The organism is Pseudomonas sp. RIT-PI-S, assembly GCF_025642975.1.
Classification (GTDB): domain Bacteria; phylum Pseudomonadota; class Gammaproteobacteria; order Pseudomonadales; family Pseudomonadaceae; genus Aquipseudomonas.
In genome coordinates, this window is record NZ_JANZKJ010000007.1 from 65,403 (window position 1) to 82,144 (window position 16,742).

Annotated in this window: 17 protein-coding genes, 1 tRNA gene and 1 pseudogene; 8 read left to right on the forward strand and 11 right to left on the reverse strand. The window is 62.8% G+C overall.

Going from position 1 to position 16,742, the window contains the following annotated elements:
* Positions 1-5 precede the first annotated feature (5 nt).
* Positions 6-701, reverse strand: a complete 696-nt coding sequence (locus tag OGL93_RS11800) for a crotonase/enoyl-CoA hydratase family protein (protein ID WP_263262832.1) — start codon at positions 699-701, stop codon at positions 6-8.
* A gap of 242 nt (positions 702-943) precedes the next feature.
* Here OGL93_RS11800 and OGL93_RS11805 point away from each other — a divergent pair.
* A tRNA-Ser gene (locus OGL93_RS11805) sits at positions 944-1,033 on the forward strand.
* A gap of 101 nt (positions 1,034-1,134) precedes the next feature.
* Here OGL93_RS11805 and OGL93_RS11810 read toward each other — a convergent pair.
* Entirely contained in the window at positions 1,135-1,617 is a 483-nt protein-coding gene (locus tag OGL93_RS11810; protein WP_263263005.1) for a GreA/GreB family elongation factor, read from the reverse strand.
* On the reverse strand, positions 1,617-2,063 hold the full coding sequence (locus tag OGL93_RS11815; RefSeq protein ID WP_263262833.1) for a hypothetical protein: 447 nt from the start codon (positions 2,061-2,063) through the stop codon (positions 1,617-1,619). The genes OGL93_RS11810 and OGL93_RS11815 overlap by 1 nt, the downstream gene beginning before the upstream one ends.
* Positions 2,064-2,198: 135 nt before the next feature.
* Between OGL93_RS11815 and earP the strand changes: the two genes are divergently transcribed.
* Both earP and OGL93_RS11825 read left to right on the forward strand, forming a co-directional pair.
* Entirely contained in the window at positions 2,199-3,329 is a 1,131-nt protein-coding gene (gene earP / locus OGL93_RS11820; protein ID WP_263262834.1) for an elongation factor P maturation arginine rhamnosyltransferase EarP, read from the forward strand.
* Positions 3,330-3,372: 43 nt separating this feature from the next.
* Positions 3,373-3,942, forward strand: a complete 570-nt coding sequence (locus OGL93_RS11825; RefSeq protein ID WP_263262835.1) for an elongation factor P — start codon at positions 3,373-3,375, stop codon at positions 3,940-3,942.
* A 72-nt stretch (positions 3,943-4,014) separates the two neighbouring features.
* Here the strand turns inward: OGL93_RS11825 and OGL93_RS11830 are convergent, their stop codons facing one another.
* Positions 4,015-4,434: an organic hydroperoxide resistance protein gene (locus tag OGL93_RS11830; RefSeq protein ID WP_263262836.1), complete on the reverse strand. Its 420-nt coding sequence runs from the start codon at positions 4,432-4,434 to the stop codon at positions 4,015-4,017.
* A 165-nt stretch (positions 4,435-4,599) separates the two neighbouring features.
* Positions 4,600-5,070, reverse strand: a complete 471-nt coding sequence (locus OGL93_RS11835; protein ID WP_263262837.1) for a MarR family transcriptional regulator — start codon at positions 5,068-5,070, stop codon at positions 4,600-4,602.
* A 182-nt stretch (positions 5,071-5,252) separates the two neighbouring features.
* Here OGL93_RS11835 and OGL93_RS11840 point away from each other — a divergent pair, with 182 nt between their 5' ends.
* Positions 5,253-6,002, forward strand: coding sequence for a sulfite exporter TauE/SafE family protein (locus OGL93_RS11840; RefSeq protein WP_263262838.1), 750 nt, complete (start codon positions 5,253-5,255; stop codon positions 6,000-6,002).
* On the opposite strand, the gene OGL93_RS11845 is transcribed toward OGL93_RS11840, so the two are convergent.
* The gene (locus OGL93_RS11845) at positions 5,992-6,846 is read right to left on the reverse strand and encodes a LysR substrate-binding domain-containing protein (protein ID WP_263262839.1); all 855 of its coding nucleotides are present in this window, start codon (positions 6,844-6,846) and stop codon (positions 5,992-5,994) included. The genes OGL93_RS11840 and OGL93_RS11845 overlap by 11 nt on opposite strands.
* Positions 6,847-6,942: 96 nt before the next feature.
* Between OGL93_RS11845 and OGL93_RS11850 the strand changes: the two genes are divergently transcribed.
* Positions 6,943-7,173 carry a DUF1127 domain-containing protein gene (locus OGL93_RS11850; RefSeq protein ID WP_346659643.1) on the forward strand — a complete coding sequence of 77 codons (231 nt, stop codon included), beginning with the start codon at positions 6,943-6,945 and terminating at the stop codon, positions 7,171-7,173.
* 60 nt (positions 7,174-7,233) lie between these two features.
* Positions 7,234-8,478 carry a crosslink repair DNA glycosylase YcaQ family protein gene (locus tag OGL93_RS11855; RefSeq protein ID WP_263262841.1) on the forward strand — a complete coding sequence of 415 codons (1,245 nt, stop codon included), beginning with the start codon at positions 7,234-7,236 and terminating at the stop codon, positions 8,476-8,478.
* On the opposite strand, the gene OGL93_RS11860 is transcribed toward OGL93_RS11855, so the two are convergent.
* Positions 8,415-9,767 carry a 3-deoxy-7-phosphoheptulonate synthase class II gene (locus tag OGL93_RS11860; protein ID WP_263262842.1) on the reverse strand — a complete coding sequence of 451 codons (1,353 nt, stop codon included), beginning with the start codon at positions 9,765-9,767 and terminating at the stop codon, positions 8,415-8,417. The two genes, OGL93_RS11855 and OGL93_RS11860, sit on opposite strands and share 64 nt — an antisense overlap.
* 203 nt (positions 9,768-9,970) lie before the next feature.
* Between OGL93_RS11860 and OGL93_RS11865 the strand changes: the two genes are divergently transcribed.
* Together OGL93_RS11865 and OGL93_RS11870 are read left to right on the forward strand one after the other, a co-directional pair.
* Positions 9,971-10,672 carry a spermidine synthase gene (locus tag OGL93_RS11865; RefSeq protein WP_263263007.1) on the forward strand — a complete coding sequence of 234 codons (702 nt, stop codon included), beginning with the start codon at positions 9,971-9,973 and terminating at the stop codon, positions 10,670-10,672.
* A 257-nt stretch (positions 10,673-10,929) separates the two neighbouring features.
* Positions 10,930-12,622, forward strand: a pseudogene (locus OGL93_RS11870) (DEAD/DEAH box helicase).
* Between the two features lie 108 nt (positions 12,623-12,730).
* Here the strand turns inward: OGL93_RS11870 and OGL93_RS11875 are convergent.
* The 4 genes from OGL93_RS11875 to OGL93_RS11890 all read right to left on the reverse strand — a co-directional run bounded on the left by OGL93_RS11875 (position 12,731) and on the right by OGL93_RS11890 (position 16,624).
* Positions 12,731-13,498 (reverse strand): class III extradiol ring-cleavage dioxygenase, encoded by a 768-nt coding sequence (locus OGL93_RS11875; RefSeq protein ID WP_263262843.1) that lies wholly within the window; start codon positions 13,496-13,498, stop codon positions 12,731-12,733.
* Between the two features lie 115 nt (positions 13,499-13,613).
* Positions 13,614-14,249, reverse strand: a complete 636-nt coding sequence (locus OGL93_RS11880; RefSeq protein WP_263262844.1) for a DUF2959 domain-containing protein — start codon at positions 14,247-14,249, stop codon at positions 13,614-13,616.
* Between the two features lie 67 nt (positions 14,250-14,316).
* Positions 14,317-15,204: a protease HtpX gene (gene htpX, locus OGL93_RS11885; protein WP_263262845.1), complete on the reverse strand. Its 888-nt coding sequence runs from the start codon at positions 15,202-15,204 to the stop codon at positions 14,317-14,319.
* Between the two features lie 208 nt (positions 15,205-15,412).
* Positions 15,413-16,624 (reverse strand): pyridoxal phosphate-dependent aminotransferase, encoded by a 1,212-nt coding sequence (locus OGL93_RS11890; RefSeq protein WP_263262846.1) that lies wholly within the window; start codon positions 16,622-16,624, stop codon positions 15,413-15,415.
* Positions 16,625-16,742: the final 118 nt, after the last annotated feature.

Consider the following 16,742-nt stretch of genomic DNA (forward strand, 5'->3'; position numbering starts at 1 on the left):
GCGTATCAGCCGACCTTGAACTGTTCCTTGTCCTTGGCAATGGCGTCGTCGAGGCTATCGAGCAGCGCTTTGCGTACCTTGAGCTTGGTATTGCGGTGGGCAACCTGGTTGATGCTCTTGAGGCGCTGCGCGGCCTTGGCAATGGCTTGCGGCAACGCTTCGGCGGCTACCACCTCATCGAGGAAGCCGGCGCTGAGTGCGCCTTGGGGATCGAACATCTCGGCGCAGATCACCGAGCGATGGAAGGCTGAGCGACGCAGCCGGTCTCGGGCCAGCTCGATACCCGCATGGTGCATGGTCATGCCGATCATGACCTCATTCAGGCCGATGTGGAACGGACCTTCGACCCCAATGCGGTAGTCCGCGGCCAACAGCAGGAACGCGCCCTTGGCCACTGCATGGCCGCTGCATGCCACGATCACCGGATGAGGGTGGGCCAGCAGCCGCCGCGCCAGGGTAGAACCGGCGCTGACCAGGTCTACGGCCTGCTGCGGGCCCGCGGTCATCACCTTCAGGTCGTAGCCGCCCGAGAGGATTCCCGGCTGCCCGGTGATCACGACCACGGCGCGGTCCTGCTCGGCGCGGTCCAAGGCGTTGTTGAAGGCCGCGATCACGTCGGGAGAGATGGCGTTTACCTTGCCATTGTTCAAGGTCAGCGTCGCCACGCCTTCTTCCAGGCGGTAGTCGATCAGGTCGGACATGAAGCGGTTTCCTTTTGTTTGTAATGCGCAGACGTTACCTAGCACGATCGTTCCGGTAAAGCGCGGCGTCTGACCTGATGGTCACGCCTAGGCCAGCCATGCCCCTCGCGATGCCCCCAGCCGCCAGCAGCGATCTGCGCCGCCTGGGTTAACCGCATGAAAACCATAAAAAAAGCTTTGCCATCCGAATCGGTTTCGACTACATTAGCGCGCCTCGACACACTGACGGTGTGAAGAGCTTCGGTGAGGTGTCCGAGTGGTTGAAGGAGCACGCCTGGAAAGTGTGTATACAGGAAACTGTATCAAGGGTTCGAATCCCTTCCTCACCGCCACATATAGAAAGCCCCGGTAGCTTCCAGCTCCGGGGCTTTTTGCTATGCGCGGGCGGGCGCCAGCTCTTACCCAAGGCTCGCCAGCGGCCGCGCCCCGCCGCTTACCAAGCCGCCACGATGATGTAATCCTGTGCCTTTCCAGCCACCTGCAGGCTGACCTCATCGCCCGCACGCTTGCCCAGCAAGGCCTGGCCCAACGGCGCGCGGGACGTGATGACAGTCACGCTACGGCCTTCGGCCTGCACCACCAAACCCGCAGCGTCGGGGCCAAGGAACAGCGCGCGCAGTTGGCCGTCGCTGTCCTCCAGCTCGATATAGTCCCCCGGTTGCACGCCCCGCTCGGGCTGGTGGGGCAGCACCGGCAAGTCGCGCAAACGGGCTAGCGCCTGGGCGATTTCGGCCATGCGCCGGGCTTGGCCAGTGGCCAGGTAGGAGGCCTCGAGGCCAAGGGTGTCATATTTATTTTCTGCGATGTTTTCTTCGTGGGTCGCGGCTTCGTAAGCGGTTTGCGCGGCACGTTGGGCAACGGCCAGGTCACGTTCGAGCGCCTGGACGATCAAGCCGTGCAGGTTGTGCTTGTTCATCAATTGCATGACCTCGCCACTTGCTCGCGGCTATGGTCGCTGGGCGCGGTCTGGGCCTGCTGCAGCCAGAACTGGCAGGTGGGGTTCGCCTGATTGGACGGGTTGGCCCTGGCGGCTTCCTCGGCTTGGCGCAGCTCCTGCATGTGCAGGTTGTACTGGTATTCGTCGAACATCCGGTCGGCATCTGGCGCCACCGCGGCCGGCGGCAGCGTGGGCGCAGGTGCCGGGTTGCGTGGGGTAGGCATGGGTACCGCTGGTGCGCTGGCGACGGGTGCGCCCGGGGTTGGCGCCAGCGGCGTAGTGGCCGAGTATCCATATCGCCAGGCGAGCCAGCCCGTGATCAGCATCAGCACAAAGCCCAGCCAAACGCCGAGGGCAATGGACAACACCAGCTGCAAGCTGGACATGCGCACGGGCAAAGTGCGACGGACTGGACGGGCGGGCATGGCGAAGCTCCGGAAAGGCATGCCGTTTATTGTGGCATAGCTGTGACCGTCAACGGCCGTGGGATAGCGCCCGGGCTTTACGCAAGCTGGCAGCAGCCGCACAATTTGCCGCTTGCCCCATTGAGCAGGAGTGCCATGGACAGCCGCTGGGATATTTTCTGCAAGGTGGTCGATAACTTCGGCGATGCCGGGGTGACCTGGCGCCTTGCCCGTCAACTGGCCAATGAACAGGGCCTCGCCGTGCGGTTGTGGATCGACGACCTGACCGCGTTCGCCCGCCTGTGCCCGGACGCCGATCCCTTGGCGCGTACCCAGGTGCGGGCGGGCGTGCAAGTGTGCCAGTGGCCGGAGCCCTGGGAGGACACGCCCACCGCCACCGTGGTGATAGAGGCCTTCGGCTGCAAGCTCCCTGGGCCGTACCAAGCGCGGTTGGCGGCCACCGCTACCCCTGCGCTTTGGGTAAACCTGGACTACCTTAGCGCCGAAACCTGGGTAGGCGGTTGCCATGGCTTGCCTTCGCTCGGCTGTGGCTCGGTGCGTAAGTTCTTCTTCTTTCCAGGCTTTCGCTCCGACACCGGCGGCTTGTTGCGCGAGGCGGGGCTGCTGGAGCGCCGAGACGCGTTCCAGGCCAGCCGCGCGGCGCGTGATGCCTTCCTGCGTGGCTTGAACGTGAGCCCGGCGCCGGAAGCCAGGCTGCTCTCCCTGTTCGCCTACGAGAACGATGGCCTGACCGGCTGGCTCGAGGCGCTGGCAGCAGCCCCACGCCTCACCCACCTGCTGGTGCCCGAAGGGCGTGTGCTTGCCAACCTGGAAACCTGGGCACAGGCCCGGGTGGGCGCGGGGGACTGCATCCGCCGAGGCGGGTTGACTGTGCAGGTGGTGCCGTTCGTTTCGCAGGAGGCTTACGACCAATTGCTTTGGGCCTGCGACTTCAATGCCGTGCGTGGCGAGGACTCTTTCGTCCGTGCGCAGTGGGCCGCCCGGCCGATGCTCTGGCACATCTACCGCCAGGACGAATACGCCCACTGGGAAAAGCTCGAGGCGTTCCTGGAGCTCTACACCGAGGGATTGCCGGGGGCCGCTTCAGAAGCCCTGCGCGGCCTTTGGCGCAGTTGGAACATGGATGGCGACATGGCCAGCGCCTGGGCGGCCGTCGAGCCTCACTGGGATGAGCTGCAAAGCCATGCCCGCCAGTGGTGCGCGGGCTTGGCCGCTCGCCCGGACCTTGCCACGGCGCTGGTGCAGTTTTGCCGAAATTCGCTATGATACGCGGCTACGACACGTCACAACCCCATTTCGGAATTGCGTAATGAAAACTGGTAAAGAGCTCAAACCCGGTACCGTCCTGCGGATCGACAACGATCCATGGCTGGTGCAGAAGGCCGAATTCACCAAGTCCGGCCGCAACAGCGCGATCATGAAGACCAAGCTGAAGAACCTGCTGACCGGCTACAAGACCGAAACCGTCTACTTCGCTGACGACAAGCTGGATGACGTGATCCTCGATCGCAAGGAAGCCACCCTGTCTTACATCAGCGGTGACACCTACACCTTCATGGACACCACCGACTACACCATGTACGAGCTGAACGCCGAGGATATCGAAGCCGTTCTGCCGTTCATCGAAGAAGGCATGACCGACATCTGTGAAGCCGTGTTCTTCGAAGGCCGCCTGGTTTCGGTAGAACTGCCGACCACCATCGTGCGTCAGGTCGACTACACCGAAGGCTCCGCCCGTGGCGACACTTCCGGCAAGGTGATGAAGCCTGCCAAGCTGAAAAACGGCACCGAGCTGTCGGTTGCAGACTTTATCGAAATCGGCGACATGATCGAGATCGATACCCGGGAAGGCGGTTCCTACAAAGGCCGCGCGAAGTAAGCTTCGCCCGAGATGAAAAAACCCGGCCATGGCCGGGTTTTTTTATGCATGCGAGAAGGGCCGCGGCCGCTTTTACACGCTTACGTGCAACCGAACGTCCACATTGCCGCGGGTGGCATTCGAATAAGGGCATACGCGGTGAGCGGCCTCTACCAGAGCGTCAGCATCGGCTTGAGCGAAGCCTGGCAGGTTGATGTTCAAATCGATGTCCAGGCCAAAGCCACCTTCAATCTGGCCGATACCCACGTGCGCGGTGATGCTGGTGTCCGCCGGAAGGCTGACCTTCTGCTGGCCGGCCACGAACTTGAGCGCGCCGATAAAGCAGGCGGAATAGCCAGCTGCGAAGAGTTGCTCGGGGTTAGTGCCGTCGCCGCCAGCACCACCTAGTGACTTGGGCGTAGACAGGCGGACGTCTAGGGCGCCGTCGTTGGAAACCGAACGCCCATCCCGACCGCCGGTGGATGTGGCCGAAGCTACATAAAGCGCTTGCATGAGAATCGCCTTTAATATTGTGCGTTAATATTTAGTGTGCAAAACAATAACGTGATCAAGGTATTCCCACTCAGTGGCGAACGCAAGCGAAGGATAGGGAGGAGCCGATGAACGGCACGCGGCATTGCTCGTGCGCCGCCCTTGAGAGCGGCGCGCAAAGCGAGGCTAAACGTTGTCTTGCAGGCGCCCGCGCAGTTGTAACAGGCTGCTTTGAAGTGTTTTCAAATCAGGCAGGTCGAGCGCGATAGCCCCGAACACGCAGGCAGGAATCTGCTGCGCTTCCTGGCGCAGCTGCCGCCCGGCATCGGTGAGGTTCACGATCACCACTCGTTCGTCTTCCTTGCTACGGGTACGGCTCAGTAGCCCGAGGCTCTCCAGCCGCTTGAGCAGCGGGGTAAGCGACCCGGGGTCAGTCAGCAGGCGTGTGCTGATTTCACCCACCGTCATGCCGTCACGCTCCCAGAGCACCAGCATTGCCAGGTATTGCGGGTAGGTCAGCCCAAGCTTGCTCAACAGGGGCTTGTATACCTTGGTCATCAGCAGGGACGTCGAATAAAGGGCAAAGCAAAGCTGGTTATCCAGCAACAAGTGATCGCCGGAGTCGGCCGCCTGTTTCGAAGAATGTTCGGCTTTCATGCTGATCCTTGATGTCGAATGACTATAAATTATGGTGCGCGTTTATTTAGTGTGCCATTCAATCCGTGTCGGCTTTTTATTTATTACCGCAGCGAGCAACCTGAAATTTCGAACCGTGGAGGCATTCAGAAGTTCGTTAAATGTTCATCTCCCGTACGATATGAAATTTTCCGGAGGTGGGCATGGTCGAGTGGGCAGGTTATGTACTCTTTGGCGCGGCGCTAGGCACGCTCGGTGGCCTGTTCGGCATTGGCGGCGGGCTGATTGCAATCCCCGCCCTAGGGCTGCTCTTCGGGCTCGACCAGCAACTTGCGCAAGGGACGGCATTGGTGATGGTGGTACCCAACGTGCTCCTGGCCTTGTGGCGCTACCATCAGCGCAACCGCATCGATCCACGCCATGCCATCGCGCTGGGTGTCGCTGGGCTTGTGTGCGCCTGGCTGGGGTCGCTATGGGCCATCGGGCTGGATGCGGTAGCCATGCGCAAAGGGTTCGTAGGCTTCCTGCTGGTGCTGGCAGCGATGAACTTGGCGCGCCTGGCCGGCCAGCAGCCGGCACCCGCGCAGGCGCTCAGGCATGGCTGGCCCTGGCTCGGAGCGTTAGGCGGCGTAGCCGGGCTGGCGGGCGGGCTGTTCGGAGTTGGCGGGGCAGTGGTTGCCACGCCCGTGCTCACCGCAGTGTTCGGTGCCTCTCAGGTGGTCGCGCAAGGCCTGTCGCTGGCGCTGGCGGCGCCTAGCACTGGGATCACTCTGCTTACGTATGCCCTGCACCAGCATGTGAATTGGCCGATGGGCCTGGCCATGGCCATCGGCGGGTTGATGAGCATCAGCTGGGGTGTGCGTATCGCTTATGCCATGCCGGAACGGGCGCTGCGCGCGGCCTTTTGCGGTTTTCTGGTGGTGTGCGCTCTGATGCTCGCCTTCAAATCTTGAACCCCTCGGCAATGAATTCGGCCAGTGATTCTGTGATAGGCGATTGGGTAGCGGCATTGCGTAACAGCATCACATTGGCCAGCGGCAATTCCGGCAAACCTTCAGCAGCCCCGAGCACGCGCATGTCTGCTGGGATCAAGCTCTTCAACTGCGCCGTAACCGCAAGCCCAGCCGTGACCACGGCCATGATCGCCGCTAGGCTGGGGCTGCTGTAGGCAATGCGAAAGGCCTTGCCGCCAGCGTCCAGCGCGTTGCACGCCCAGGCGCGGCAGAAACACTCGCTGTTGAACATCGCCAGGGGCACCGGATCCTTCTCATGGGGGGCGAAGCCGCTGGCCTCGGCCCAGACGAAACGCTCCTGGCGCAGCAATTGACCGACCTCGTGGCCCGGCTCCCGGGTAACGATGGTCAGGTCCAGGTCCTGGCGATTGAGCAACTGCGAAGAGATCTCGCAATGCACTTCTACCTGCACCAGTGGATACGCCTGGGCGAAACGGGAAAGGATGCCAGGCAAGAAACGCATGGCGTAGTCGTCTGGCGTACCGATGCGCACGGTGCCAACCATATGGGGTGCGCGCAGGGTGTTGAAGACCTCGCTATGCAGCTTGAGGATGCGCCGCGCGTAACCTAGCAGCACTTGCCCTTCAGCGGTGAGCCGAACCTGGCGGCCATCGCGCTCGAACAGCTGTCGCTGCAATACGTCCTCTTCAAGGCGCTTCATCTGCATGCTCACTGCCGACTGGGTGCGGTTGACCAACTCGCCCGCCCGGGTGAAGCCGCCATGGTCGGCTATCGCGACGAAGGTGCGCAGCACGTCGGAGTCGATACTGGGATAAGAGGACATTCATCAAACTCCGAGATGCAATCCATAAGAAACATTCGTTGGATTGATCTTAGCGCTGGGCGGACACTTTGCCCATCACTCACGGAGGGTAAGAAGATGAAAGGTCAAAAAGGTTTTGTACGCGTTACCCCAGCGCCCCTGCATATTCCTGGCGCCGGATTGGCCCACTCGCTCGCTACCCAGGTCAACCGCTGGTGGGAACTGGCCAGGCAGCGTCGCCAGCTCGCCTCGCTGAGCGATTCGGCACTGCAGGACCTGGGCCTGAGCCGCGCCGACATTGCCTCGGAAGTGGAGCGGCCCTTCTGGGACGACCCGATGCACAAGTGAGCAGTGCGGGACGGGGCGCGCTTGGGCTAGAGTCAAGAGCACTGCCGAACGGAATCGCCTATGCCGCCCCGCTTATCCTTTTCCTCGCTCGAGGTACGTCGAATTGCCTTATGGGCCCAGGGGTTTGCAGCCCGCCAGGGCCAGCACCAGCCACGTCATCTGTTGGCGATGGTCGACCGCCTGGGTGCGTTGCAGCTCGATTCGGTCAACGCCCTAGTGCGTTCTCATTACTTGCCATTGTATTCACGCCTGGGCGCTTATCCTCGCGAGGCGCTGGACGCTATGGCCTGGGGCAGCGGCCGGCAGCGGCGGCTGTTCGAATATTGGGGGCATGAGGCTTCGCTATTGCCTGTGCAACTGCAGCCACTGCTGCGCTGGCGAATGGCACGGGCTGCTGCGGGCCAAGGTATTTACCAGCAACTGGCCCGCTTTGGCGCAGAGCAACCGCAGCGTATCGCCGCCGTGCTCGGCCGGGTTCAACGTGAAGGGGCATTGGCCGCCGGCAGCCTTTCGATCCGGCAGGAGCGGGCCGGGCCCTGGTGGGACTGGAGCCAAGAGAAAATGGCGCTGGAGTGGCTGTTCGCCGCCGGTGAGGTCACAGTGGCAGCGCGGCGCGGTTTCGAGCGCCTATACGACCTGCCCGAGCGCGTGCTGCCCGCCGCGGTGCTGGCGCAGGCGACGCCCACCGTCGAGGAGGCGCAGCGGCAACTGCTGCTGCATGCCGCCAAGGCGCTCGGCGTCGCCAGTGAGCAAGATCTACGCGCCTATTTCCGCCTCAGCCCCGGTGAAGCCCGGCTTCGGCTGGAGGAGCTAGGCGAGGCGGGCAGCCTGTTGCGCTGCGAGGTAGAGGGTTGGCCTCGGCCGGGTTGGTGCATGCCGATCGAGCGGCTGCCCCGGGCCGTCACCACCCACGCGCTGCTCTCGCCGTTCGACTCCCTGCTGTGGGAGCGCGACCGGGCGCAACGGTTGTTTGGCTTCCGCTATCGGCTGGAGTTTTACACGCCGCCATCGCAGCGGGTGTATGGCTATTACGTGATGCCGTTTTTGTACCAGGAACAGTTGCTGGCACGGGTCGATCTGCGCGCCGAGCGCGCAACCCAGCGGCTGTTGGTGCATGCGGTCCACGAAGAGCCCGGGGGGCTGAGCGAGGATGCCGTCCAGGCGCTCGGCCACGCTTTGCATGAGCTGGCCGCCTGGCTCGGCCTGGAACGGCTGGAGGTCCTGTGCCAGCGCAGCGAGGGTCAGACGCTGCGCCGTACCGCCTTCAGCGTCTCGGCGATCATGAACGCCAACTCCAAGGACTGATCGGCGTTTAGCCGAGGGTCGCAGTGGGTGTGATAGCGATCGGAGAGCGCGTCTTCAGTGATCGGCCGCGAGCCGCCGATGCATTCGGTGACATTCTGCCCGGTCATTTCGATATGAATGCCGCCGGCGTATGTGCCTTCCGCCTGGTGCGCCTGGAAGAAGTCCTTCACTTCGCCCAGGATCTGCGCAAAGTCGCGGGTTTTATAGCCGCTGCTGGCCTTGATGGTGTTGCCATGCATCGGATCGCAGCTCCACAACACTTGGCGGCCTTCGCGTTGCACGGTGCGCAGCAACCGTGGCAGATGTTCGCCGACCTTGCCGGCGCCCATGCGAACGATCAGGTTGAGGCGGCCAGGGTCGTTATCCGGGTTGAGGATGTCGATCAGCCGAATCAGATCCTCGCCATTCATGCTAGGGCCGACCTTGACCCCAATGGGGTTGTTGACCCCGCGCAGGAACTCCACGTGGGCACCGTCGAGCTGCCGGGTACGGTCGCCGATCCACAGCATGTGCGCGGAGCAGTCGTACCAGTCGTTGGTCAGGCTGTCACGGCGCACGAAGGCCTGCTCGAAGTTCAGCAGCAGCGCTTCATGGGCGGTGAAGAAGCTCGTTTCGCGCAGCTGCGGCAGGTTGTCCAGGCCGCAGGCGCGCATGAAGCCCAGGGTTTCATCGATGCGGTCGGCCAGCCGATGGTATTTCTCCGCCAGGGCCGAGCCGGCGATGAAGTCCAGGTTCCATTTATGCACCTGGTGCAGGTCGGCGAAACCGCCTTGAGCGAAGGCGCGCAACAGGTTCAGGCTGGCGGTGGACTGATGGTAGGCCTGCAGCAGCCTGTCTGGGTCGGGGGTGCGGCTTTTCGCATCGAAACCAATGCCGTTGACGATGTCGCCACGGTAAGCCGGCAGGGTCACCAAGCCTTGGGTTTCATCGTCGCCGGAGCGTGGCTTGGCGAATTGCCCGGCCATGCGCCCGACCTTGATCACCGGGCAGCCCGCGGCAAAGGTCATGACCACGGCCATCTGCAGCAGCACCTTGAAGGTGTCGCGGATCTTTGCGGCGGAGAATTCTGCGAAGCTTTCCGCGCAGTCGCCGCCTTGCAGAAGGAACGCCCGGCCCTGAGTCACTTCAGCGAATTGCCGGCGCAGTTCCCGCGCCTCGCCGGCGAACACCAGCGGCGGGTAACCTGCGAGGGTCTGTTCGACCCGTGCCAGGTGGGCGGCGTCTGGGTAGCTCGGCTGCTGTTTTATCGGCAACGCGCGCCAGCTTTCTGGGCTCCAGGGGGCGGGCATGGGGACCTCGGGCTTTTATGGACGGGGCGGCGATCTTACCCTAGAAACATGCGGCCCCGCTGCACTGGCCAATCCTTGAGCAGTAGAGGAGAATGGCCGGTTTCCGCGTGAACAACGGGCCCCCCGTGGACGAACCGACCCAAACAACTGCCACCACCCCGGAACAGGAGCGCCTGCTCGCCGAAGTCGAAGACGCTTTCGGGATGATCCGGGTGTGGGAAGTCGGCGAGTACCGTTTTCTCGAGTTTGGCGCCGCGATCGAACAAAGCTGCGTATTCATGCCCGATCCCGCCTGGCTTGAATACGACTACACCCGCGCCATGCTGATTGGCGCGCTGTGCCACGCTCACGCGGACAGCGCGCTGTTCCTGGGCCTTGGCGCCGGCACCCTGACCCAAGCCTGCCTGGCGCACCTCCCGTTGGAAGACGTGGAATGCATCGAGCTGCGCCCGGATGTGCCACGCTTGGCCATGGATTACCTGGGGCTTGCCGACGATCCGCGCCTTTATATCCGCATAGGCGACGCGCTCGAGCTGCTGCCCAGCGCCGAACGCGCCGACCTGGTGTTCGTCGACCTCTACACAGACCAAGGGCCAGGTGTCGGGCACCTGGCCTGGCGCTTCCTCGAGCAATGCCAGCAGCAACTCAACCCCGGTGGCTGGTTGGTGATCAACCAATGGGCGGCCGATGACGGCAAGCCCTTGGGTGCTGCGCTGCTGCGTGGGCTGTACCACCGCCACTATTGGGAATTGCCGGTCAAGGAGGGCAATGTGATCCTGCTGGTGCCCGCCGAGCTGGATCAGGTGCTCGACCTTGAAGGCCTGCACGAGCGATGCGCCGCGCTGGCGCCACGCCTGGGGTATTCGCTCGATTACCTGTTGGCTGTGCTGCGCCCGGCCTCCTGAACCCGACCAGTGGGGGCAGGCGGGGCAGCGCTATCTTGGTGGTGAAAAAACTCACCCTGGCGCCAGCTTTTCAGGTATGATGCGCGCCGGCCATTTAACGGGCCACGTTTAGGTAGCATTCTCCGAAGACAGCTTCGGCTGACGTCCGCGCTAGCGGGCTCTCCTGACGATTCATTCATCAATCGTTTTCGCAAATCCCCGCCGCCAAAGTTGCCAGGGTGACTCTCGAAGTCTTACGGCATGTGCAACTTTGGAGCATGGGTCTTTGCGGATGCACTTAGAGGCAGACCCATGACCCAGGAATCCGGCGGCTTCGCCGCGCTCGAACTTCATCCAAGCATCGTTGCCGCAGTCATCGCCACGGGGTACGAAGAACCCTCGGCGATCCAGCAGCAATCGATCCCGATCATCCTTGCCGGTCATGACATGATCGGCCAGGCGCAGACCGGCACCGGCAAGACCGCCGCGTTCGCTCTGCCGATCCTGCACCGTATCGACCCGAGCAAGCGCGAGCCGCAAGCCCTGATCCTGGCGCCGACCCGTGAGTTGGCGCTGCAAGTGGCTACCGCGTTCGAAACCTATGCCAAGCAGATGCCTGGCGTGAACGTAGTAGCCGTATATGGCGGTGCCCCGATGGGCCCGCAACTCAAAGCCATTCGCAATGGCGCGCAAATCGTCGTGGCCACCCCGGGCCGCCTGTGCGACCACCTGCGCCGCGATGAAAAAGTACTGGCGACCGTCAACCACCTGGTGCTCGACGAAGCCGACGAAATGCTCAAGCTGGGCTTCATGGACGACCTCGAAGTGATCTTCGACGCCATGCCGGAAACCCGCCAGACCGTGCTGTTCTCGGCAACGCTGCCGGCGTCCATTCGCGCGATCGCCGAGCGTCACCTGCGCGATCCCAAGCACGTCAAGATCCAGAGCAAGACCCAGACCGTCTCGGCCATCGAGCAGGCCTACCTGCTGGTCCACGCCGACCAGAAGGTGCCCGCGGTACTGCGCCTGTTGGAAGTGGAAGAGTTCGATGCTCTGATCGCCTTCGTGCGCACCAAGCAAGCGACCCTGGACCTGGCCAGCGCTCTGGAAGCCAAGGGCTACAAGGCTGCCGCGCTCAACGGCGACATCGCCCAGAACCAGCGTGAGCGGGTGATCGACTCGCTCAAGGATGGCCGCCTGGACATCGTCGTCGCCACCGACGTCGCCGCCCGCGGTTTGGACGTTCCGCGCATCACCCACGTGTTCAACGTGGATATGCCGTACGATCCGGAATCCTACGTGCACCGTATCGGCCGTACTGGCCGCGCCGGTCGCGAGGGGCGTGCGCTGCTGCTGGTAACGCCGCGTGAGCGCCGCATGCTGCAGGTGATCGAGCGCGTGACCGGGCAGAAGGTCGCTGAAGTCCGCTTGCCGAACGCCCAGGCCGTCCTGGATGCTCGTATCAAGAAGCTGACCAACAGCCTCGCGCCCCTGGTCGCCGATGCCGAAGCCAGCCATGGCGAACTGCTCGACCGCCTGACCGCCGACATTGGCTGCACGCCACGTGCGCTGGCTGCCGCGCTGCTGAGCAAGGCGACCAATGGGCAGGCGCTGGACCTGGCCACGGTCGAACGCGACCAGCCGCTGGTGCCGACCGCCGCGCCGCGCGAGCGTACTGGCGAGCGCAGCGGTGAGCGTCACGAGCGCCGTGCGCCCATGCCGCTGGGCGAGGGCCGTGTACGCTGCCGTACCGCCCTGGGTGCTCGCGACGGTATCGCCGCGAAGAACCTGCTGGGTGCGATCCTCAATGAGGGTGGCCTGGTGCGTGAAACCATCGGTCGCATTCAGGTACGTGACAGCTTCAGCCTGGTCGAGCTGCCGGAAGACGGTCTTGACCGTTTGCTGGCCAAGCTCAAGGACACTCGCGTCGCCGGCAAGCAGCTCAAGCTGCGTCGGTACCGCGAAGACTAAGCTGAGCTTGCGTTGACCAAAACCCCCGCCTGAGTGCGGGGGTTTTGTTTTTTGGAGCAGGCGCTGGCGAAGCCTGCGAGCAATGGGCTTTGCGCCGCGGCAAGGTCGTCAGTCGAACCGATAGATGTCCATGCCCAGGGAGCCCAGGGTGAACCCTTGATGGGCGATGCCGAAACGGCCTCCGGCGCCCATGGCGAAATACAGCGGCAGCAAGTGCTCGTCGCTGGGGTGGTTGCGCGCCGCATGCGGCGCCTGCCGGCGATAATCCAATAGCGCCTCAAGATCACCCGCGCCTAGCTTGCCGATCATCCACTCACGAAACGCCAGGGCCCAGGGCGTGGCCTGTTCATCCTGGGCGTAGCGGTCCAGCTCGCGCAGGTTATGGGTGATGCTGCCGGAACCGATCAGCAACACGTCTTCTTCGCGCAAGCTGGCCAGTACCTTGCCGACCGCGACTTGTAGGGCAGGCCCGTGCTGGCTGGGTAGCGATACCTGAACCACTGGTATGTCGGCGTCTGGGTACATCAGCCGCAGCGGCACCCAGGCGCCGTGGTCGAAGGGTCGCTGTCGCGCCAGGCTGGTCGGAAGCCCTTGGGCATTGAGTTGTTCCGCGATGCGTGCGGCCAGGTCGGGGTCGCCCGGGGCGCTGTAGCGCAAAGCATAGAGCGGCGCGGGGAAGCCGCCGAAGTCGTGCCAGGTGGGCGGAGCAGGGTGGCTACCTACCTCCAGGCTGTCGCTCTCCCAATGGGCCGACACCACCACGATAGCTTTCGGCCGTGGGAGTGCGCTGGCCAGGCGGAGCAAGGCCGGGCCGCTGGTTCCCGGCTCCAGGGCGAGCATGGGGGATCCGTGTGAAATGAACAGGCTGGGCAGCATGGCGGCCTCGCATCAAGGATAGGGCTTAATCTTGAGCGAGCCGCTGAGGAGAGATCCAACGGGTTTTTTTGTACGAACCCATCGAATTTCCCGAGGTAAGCGGCAAGTTGGCCGGTTACTGGCCTTGCAAGCGTTGGATCAGGCCCTGGGCGCCATCGATTGAACGCTGCATGTCGGTCAGCAGTGGCTGCACGGTGCCGCTCACCGTGCTATAGCCGGCGTCGAGGCCGCTGATAGTCCGCGCATTGGCCTGGTGCCGATAGAACAGCAGCTGGTCGTTGAGGGCGTCGAGCGCCGGCAGAACATGGCTCTGGGCGCTGCGCATCTTGGTTAGCAGGTCCTGGTACTGCGCTCGCGTGGCCTGCAATTGTGCGGCGCTGGCATCGCGCAGGCTTTGGGTGTGGTAATCCTTGAGTTCGCTTTCCCAGTCATCGAAGAGCGCTTCGGCGACCACCTGTACCTGATCCACCCGCGGCGCGACCGCGGCGGCGGCCTTCTCGCTGGCTTGATAATCGCGCTCAAGGTCGTTCACGGCCGATTCCAGATCGGCGCCGCTAAGCGCCTCGACCTGGCGATAATGCTCCAGCGTACGGTTGAATTGATAGCGCGCCTTGATCTGGGCATCGCGTGCGTCTTCGACCCGGTGCGCGAGGATTTCCCGTTTGGGGATGCCGGCGCTTTCCATCATTGACAGGTACGGGCTTTGGCAGCCGGCAAGGGCAAGCAGGGCAATTATCAGGGATCTACGCATCGTTCGGCTCCAGGGTTCGAGCCTTGGACAAACGAAAAGGGCGACTTGCGTCGCCCTTTTCGAAGTGTCAGCCACGCTGGCGCAAGGCGTTGATCCGCTCTTCAAGAGGAGGATGGCTCATGAACAGCCCGGCCAGGCCGTGCTTGAGGCCACCATTGATGCCAAAGGCGGCCAGGGTGTCTGGCATGGTGACAGGCACGCCCTGTTCAGCCCGCAGGCGTTGCAGCGCATTGATCATGGCGTTGGTACCGGCCAGGCGAGCACCGGCGTCGTCGGCCCGAAACTCGCGGCGGCGGGAGAACCACATCACGATGACGCTGGCGAGGATGCCCAGCACCAGCTCGGCGAAGATGGTCGCGATGTAGTACGCCATGCCCTGGCCTTCTTCATTCTTGAAGATCACCTTGTCGACGAAGTTGCCGATGATCCGTGCGAAGAACATCACGAAGGTGTTCACCACGCCCTGTACCAGCGCCAGGGTGACCATGTCGCCGTTAGCCACATGGCCGATCTCGTGCGCCAGCACCGCACGTACTTCGTCTGGCGAGAAACGCTCCAGCAGGCCCTGGCTGACCGCGACGAGGGCATCGTTTCGGTTCCAGCCGGTGGCGAAGGCGTTCGCCTCGTAGGCCGGGAAGATACCGACCTCGGGCATTTTGATGCCGGCCTCGCGGGATAACTGTTCGACCGTTTGCAACAGCCACTGCTCGTGGCGGGTGCGTGGCTGGGTAATGACCTGGGTGCCCGTGCTCATGCGGGCCATCCATTTGGAAATGAACAGCGAGAACAGCGAGCCGGCGAAACCGAAGACCGCACAGAAGATCAGCAGCTGGTTAAGGTCGAGGTCCACCCCGTTCGCTGCCATGAAGCCGTTGAAGCCGAAAAGGCTCAGGGTAATGCTGGCTATCAGCACTACCGCAAGGTTGGTGGCCACGAACAGCAGAATGCGCATCATGGTGTTGAGGTACTCCTGACGGAAAGATGTGAAGCGTAGTCGGGTATATAAGGCGCTCACCTCAGTGATTCAACCAGGCGACTATTTCAAACTGTGTCGTCAGAAAATTCCTACAATTGGTGCCAGCGATGGCCAACCTCCCGCAATGCCCGTGCGGCCGGTCGAAGCCCGGGAATTCCTGGGCTTGCGCCGGCCTCGGGGCGCGCGGTTACTGCCGATACGTGCGCAGGAAGCCGCCGATCCGGCCGATGGCTTGCTCCAGATCGTCGACGCGGGGCAGTGTGACCACGCGGAAGTGATCCGGCCACGGCCAGTTGAAGGCCGTGCCTTGAACCACCAGCAGTTTTTCGGACAGCAGCAGGTCGAGGACGAACTTCTCGTCGTTGTGAATCGGGCAGACCTTGGGATCGATGCGGGGGAACGCATAGAGCGCACCCATGGGCTTGACGCAGCTGACGCCCGGGATGTCGTTGAGCAGTTCCCAAGTGCGGTTGCGTTGCTCGAGCAGGCGGCCCGGCGGCAACACCAGATCGTTGATGCTCTGGTAGCCGCCCAGGGCGGTCTGGATTGCGTGTTGGCTCGGTACGTTAGCGCACAGGCGCATGTTGGCGAGAATGTCCACGCCCTCGATATAACTCTGCGCGTGATGCTTGGGCCCGGAGATAGCCATCCAACCAGAGCGGAAGCCTGCCACCCGGTAGGATTTGGACAAGCCGTTGAAGGTCAGGCAAAGGAGGTCGGGAGCGAGCGAGGCGGTGCTGATGTGCACGGCTTCGTCATAGAGAATCTTGTCGTAGATCTCGTCGGAAAAGACCACCAGGTTATGCTGGCGGGCCAGTTCGAGCATGCCTAGCAGCACTTCTTTGGAGTACACCGCGCCGGTGGGGTTGTTCGGGTTGATGATCACCATGGCCTTGGTGTTCGGGGTGATCTTGGCCTTGATATCGGCCAGGTCCGGCCACCAGTTGGCCTGTTCGTCGCAAAGGTAGTGCACCGCATGCCCGCCCGCCAGGCTTACCGCGGCGGTCCAGAGCGGGTAGTCCGGCGCCGGGATCAATACTTCGTCGCCATTGTTGAGCAACGCCTGCATGGACATCACGATCAGCTCGGACACCCCGTTACCCAGGTAAATGTCCTCGATGCCTACGCCTTCGACCTGCTTTTGCTGGTAGTACTGCATCACTGCCTTGCGCGCGCTGAACAGCCCTTTCGAATCGCTGTAGCCCTGGGCCGTTGGCAAATTGCGAATCACATCCTGAAGGATTTCCTCGGGGGCTTCGAAGCCAAACGGCGCGGGATTGCCGATATTGAGCTTGAGAATGCGGTGGCCTTCTTCTTCCAGGCGCTTGGCGTGTTTGAGCACGGGCCCACGGATGTCATAGCAAACGTTGGCGAGCTTGTTCGATTTGCTGAACTGCATGATGAGGTCCCGAAGAGTGGCCGGGTGGCGCCGAAATTGGATTTGAACGAGCGATGCGCGGGTGACAGACTGGCAAAGATTAAAGGCGCAATGATACGTGCCGTCCCCATCACGGAAA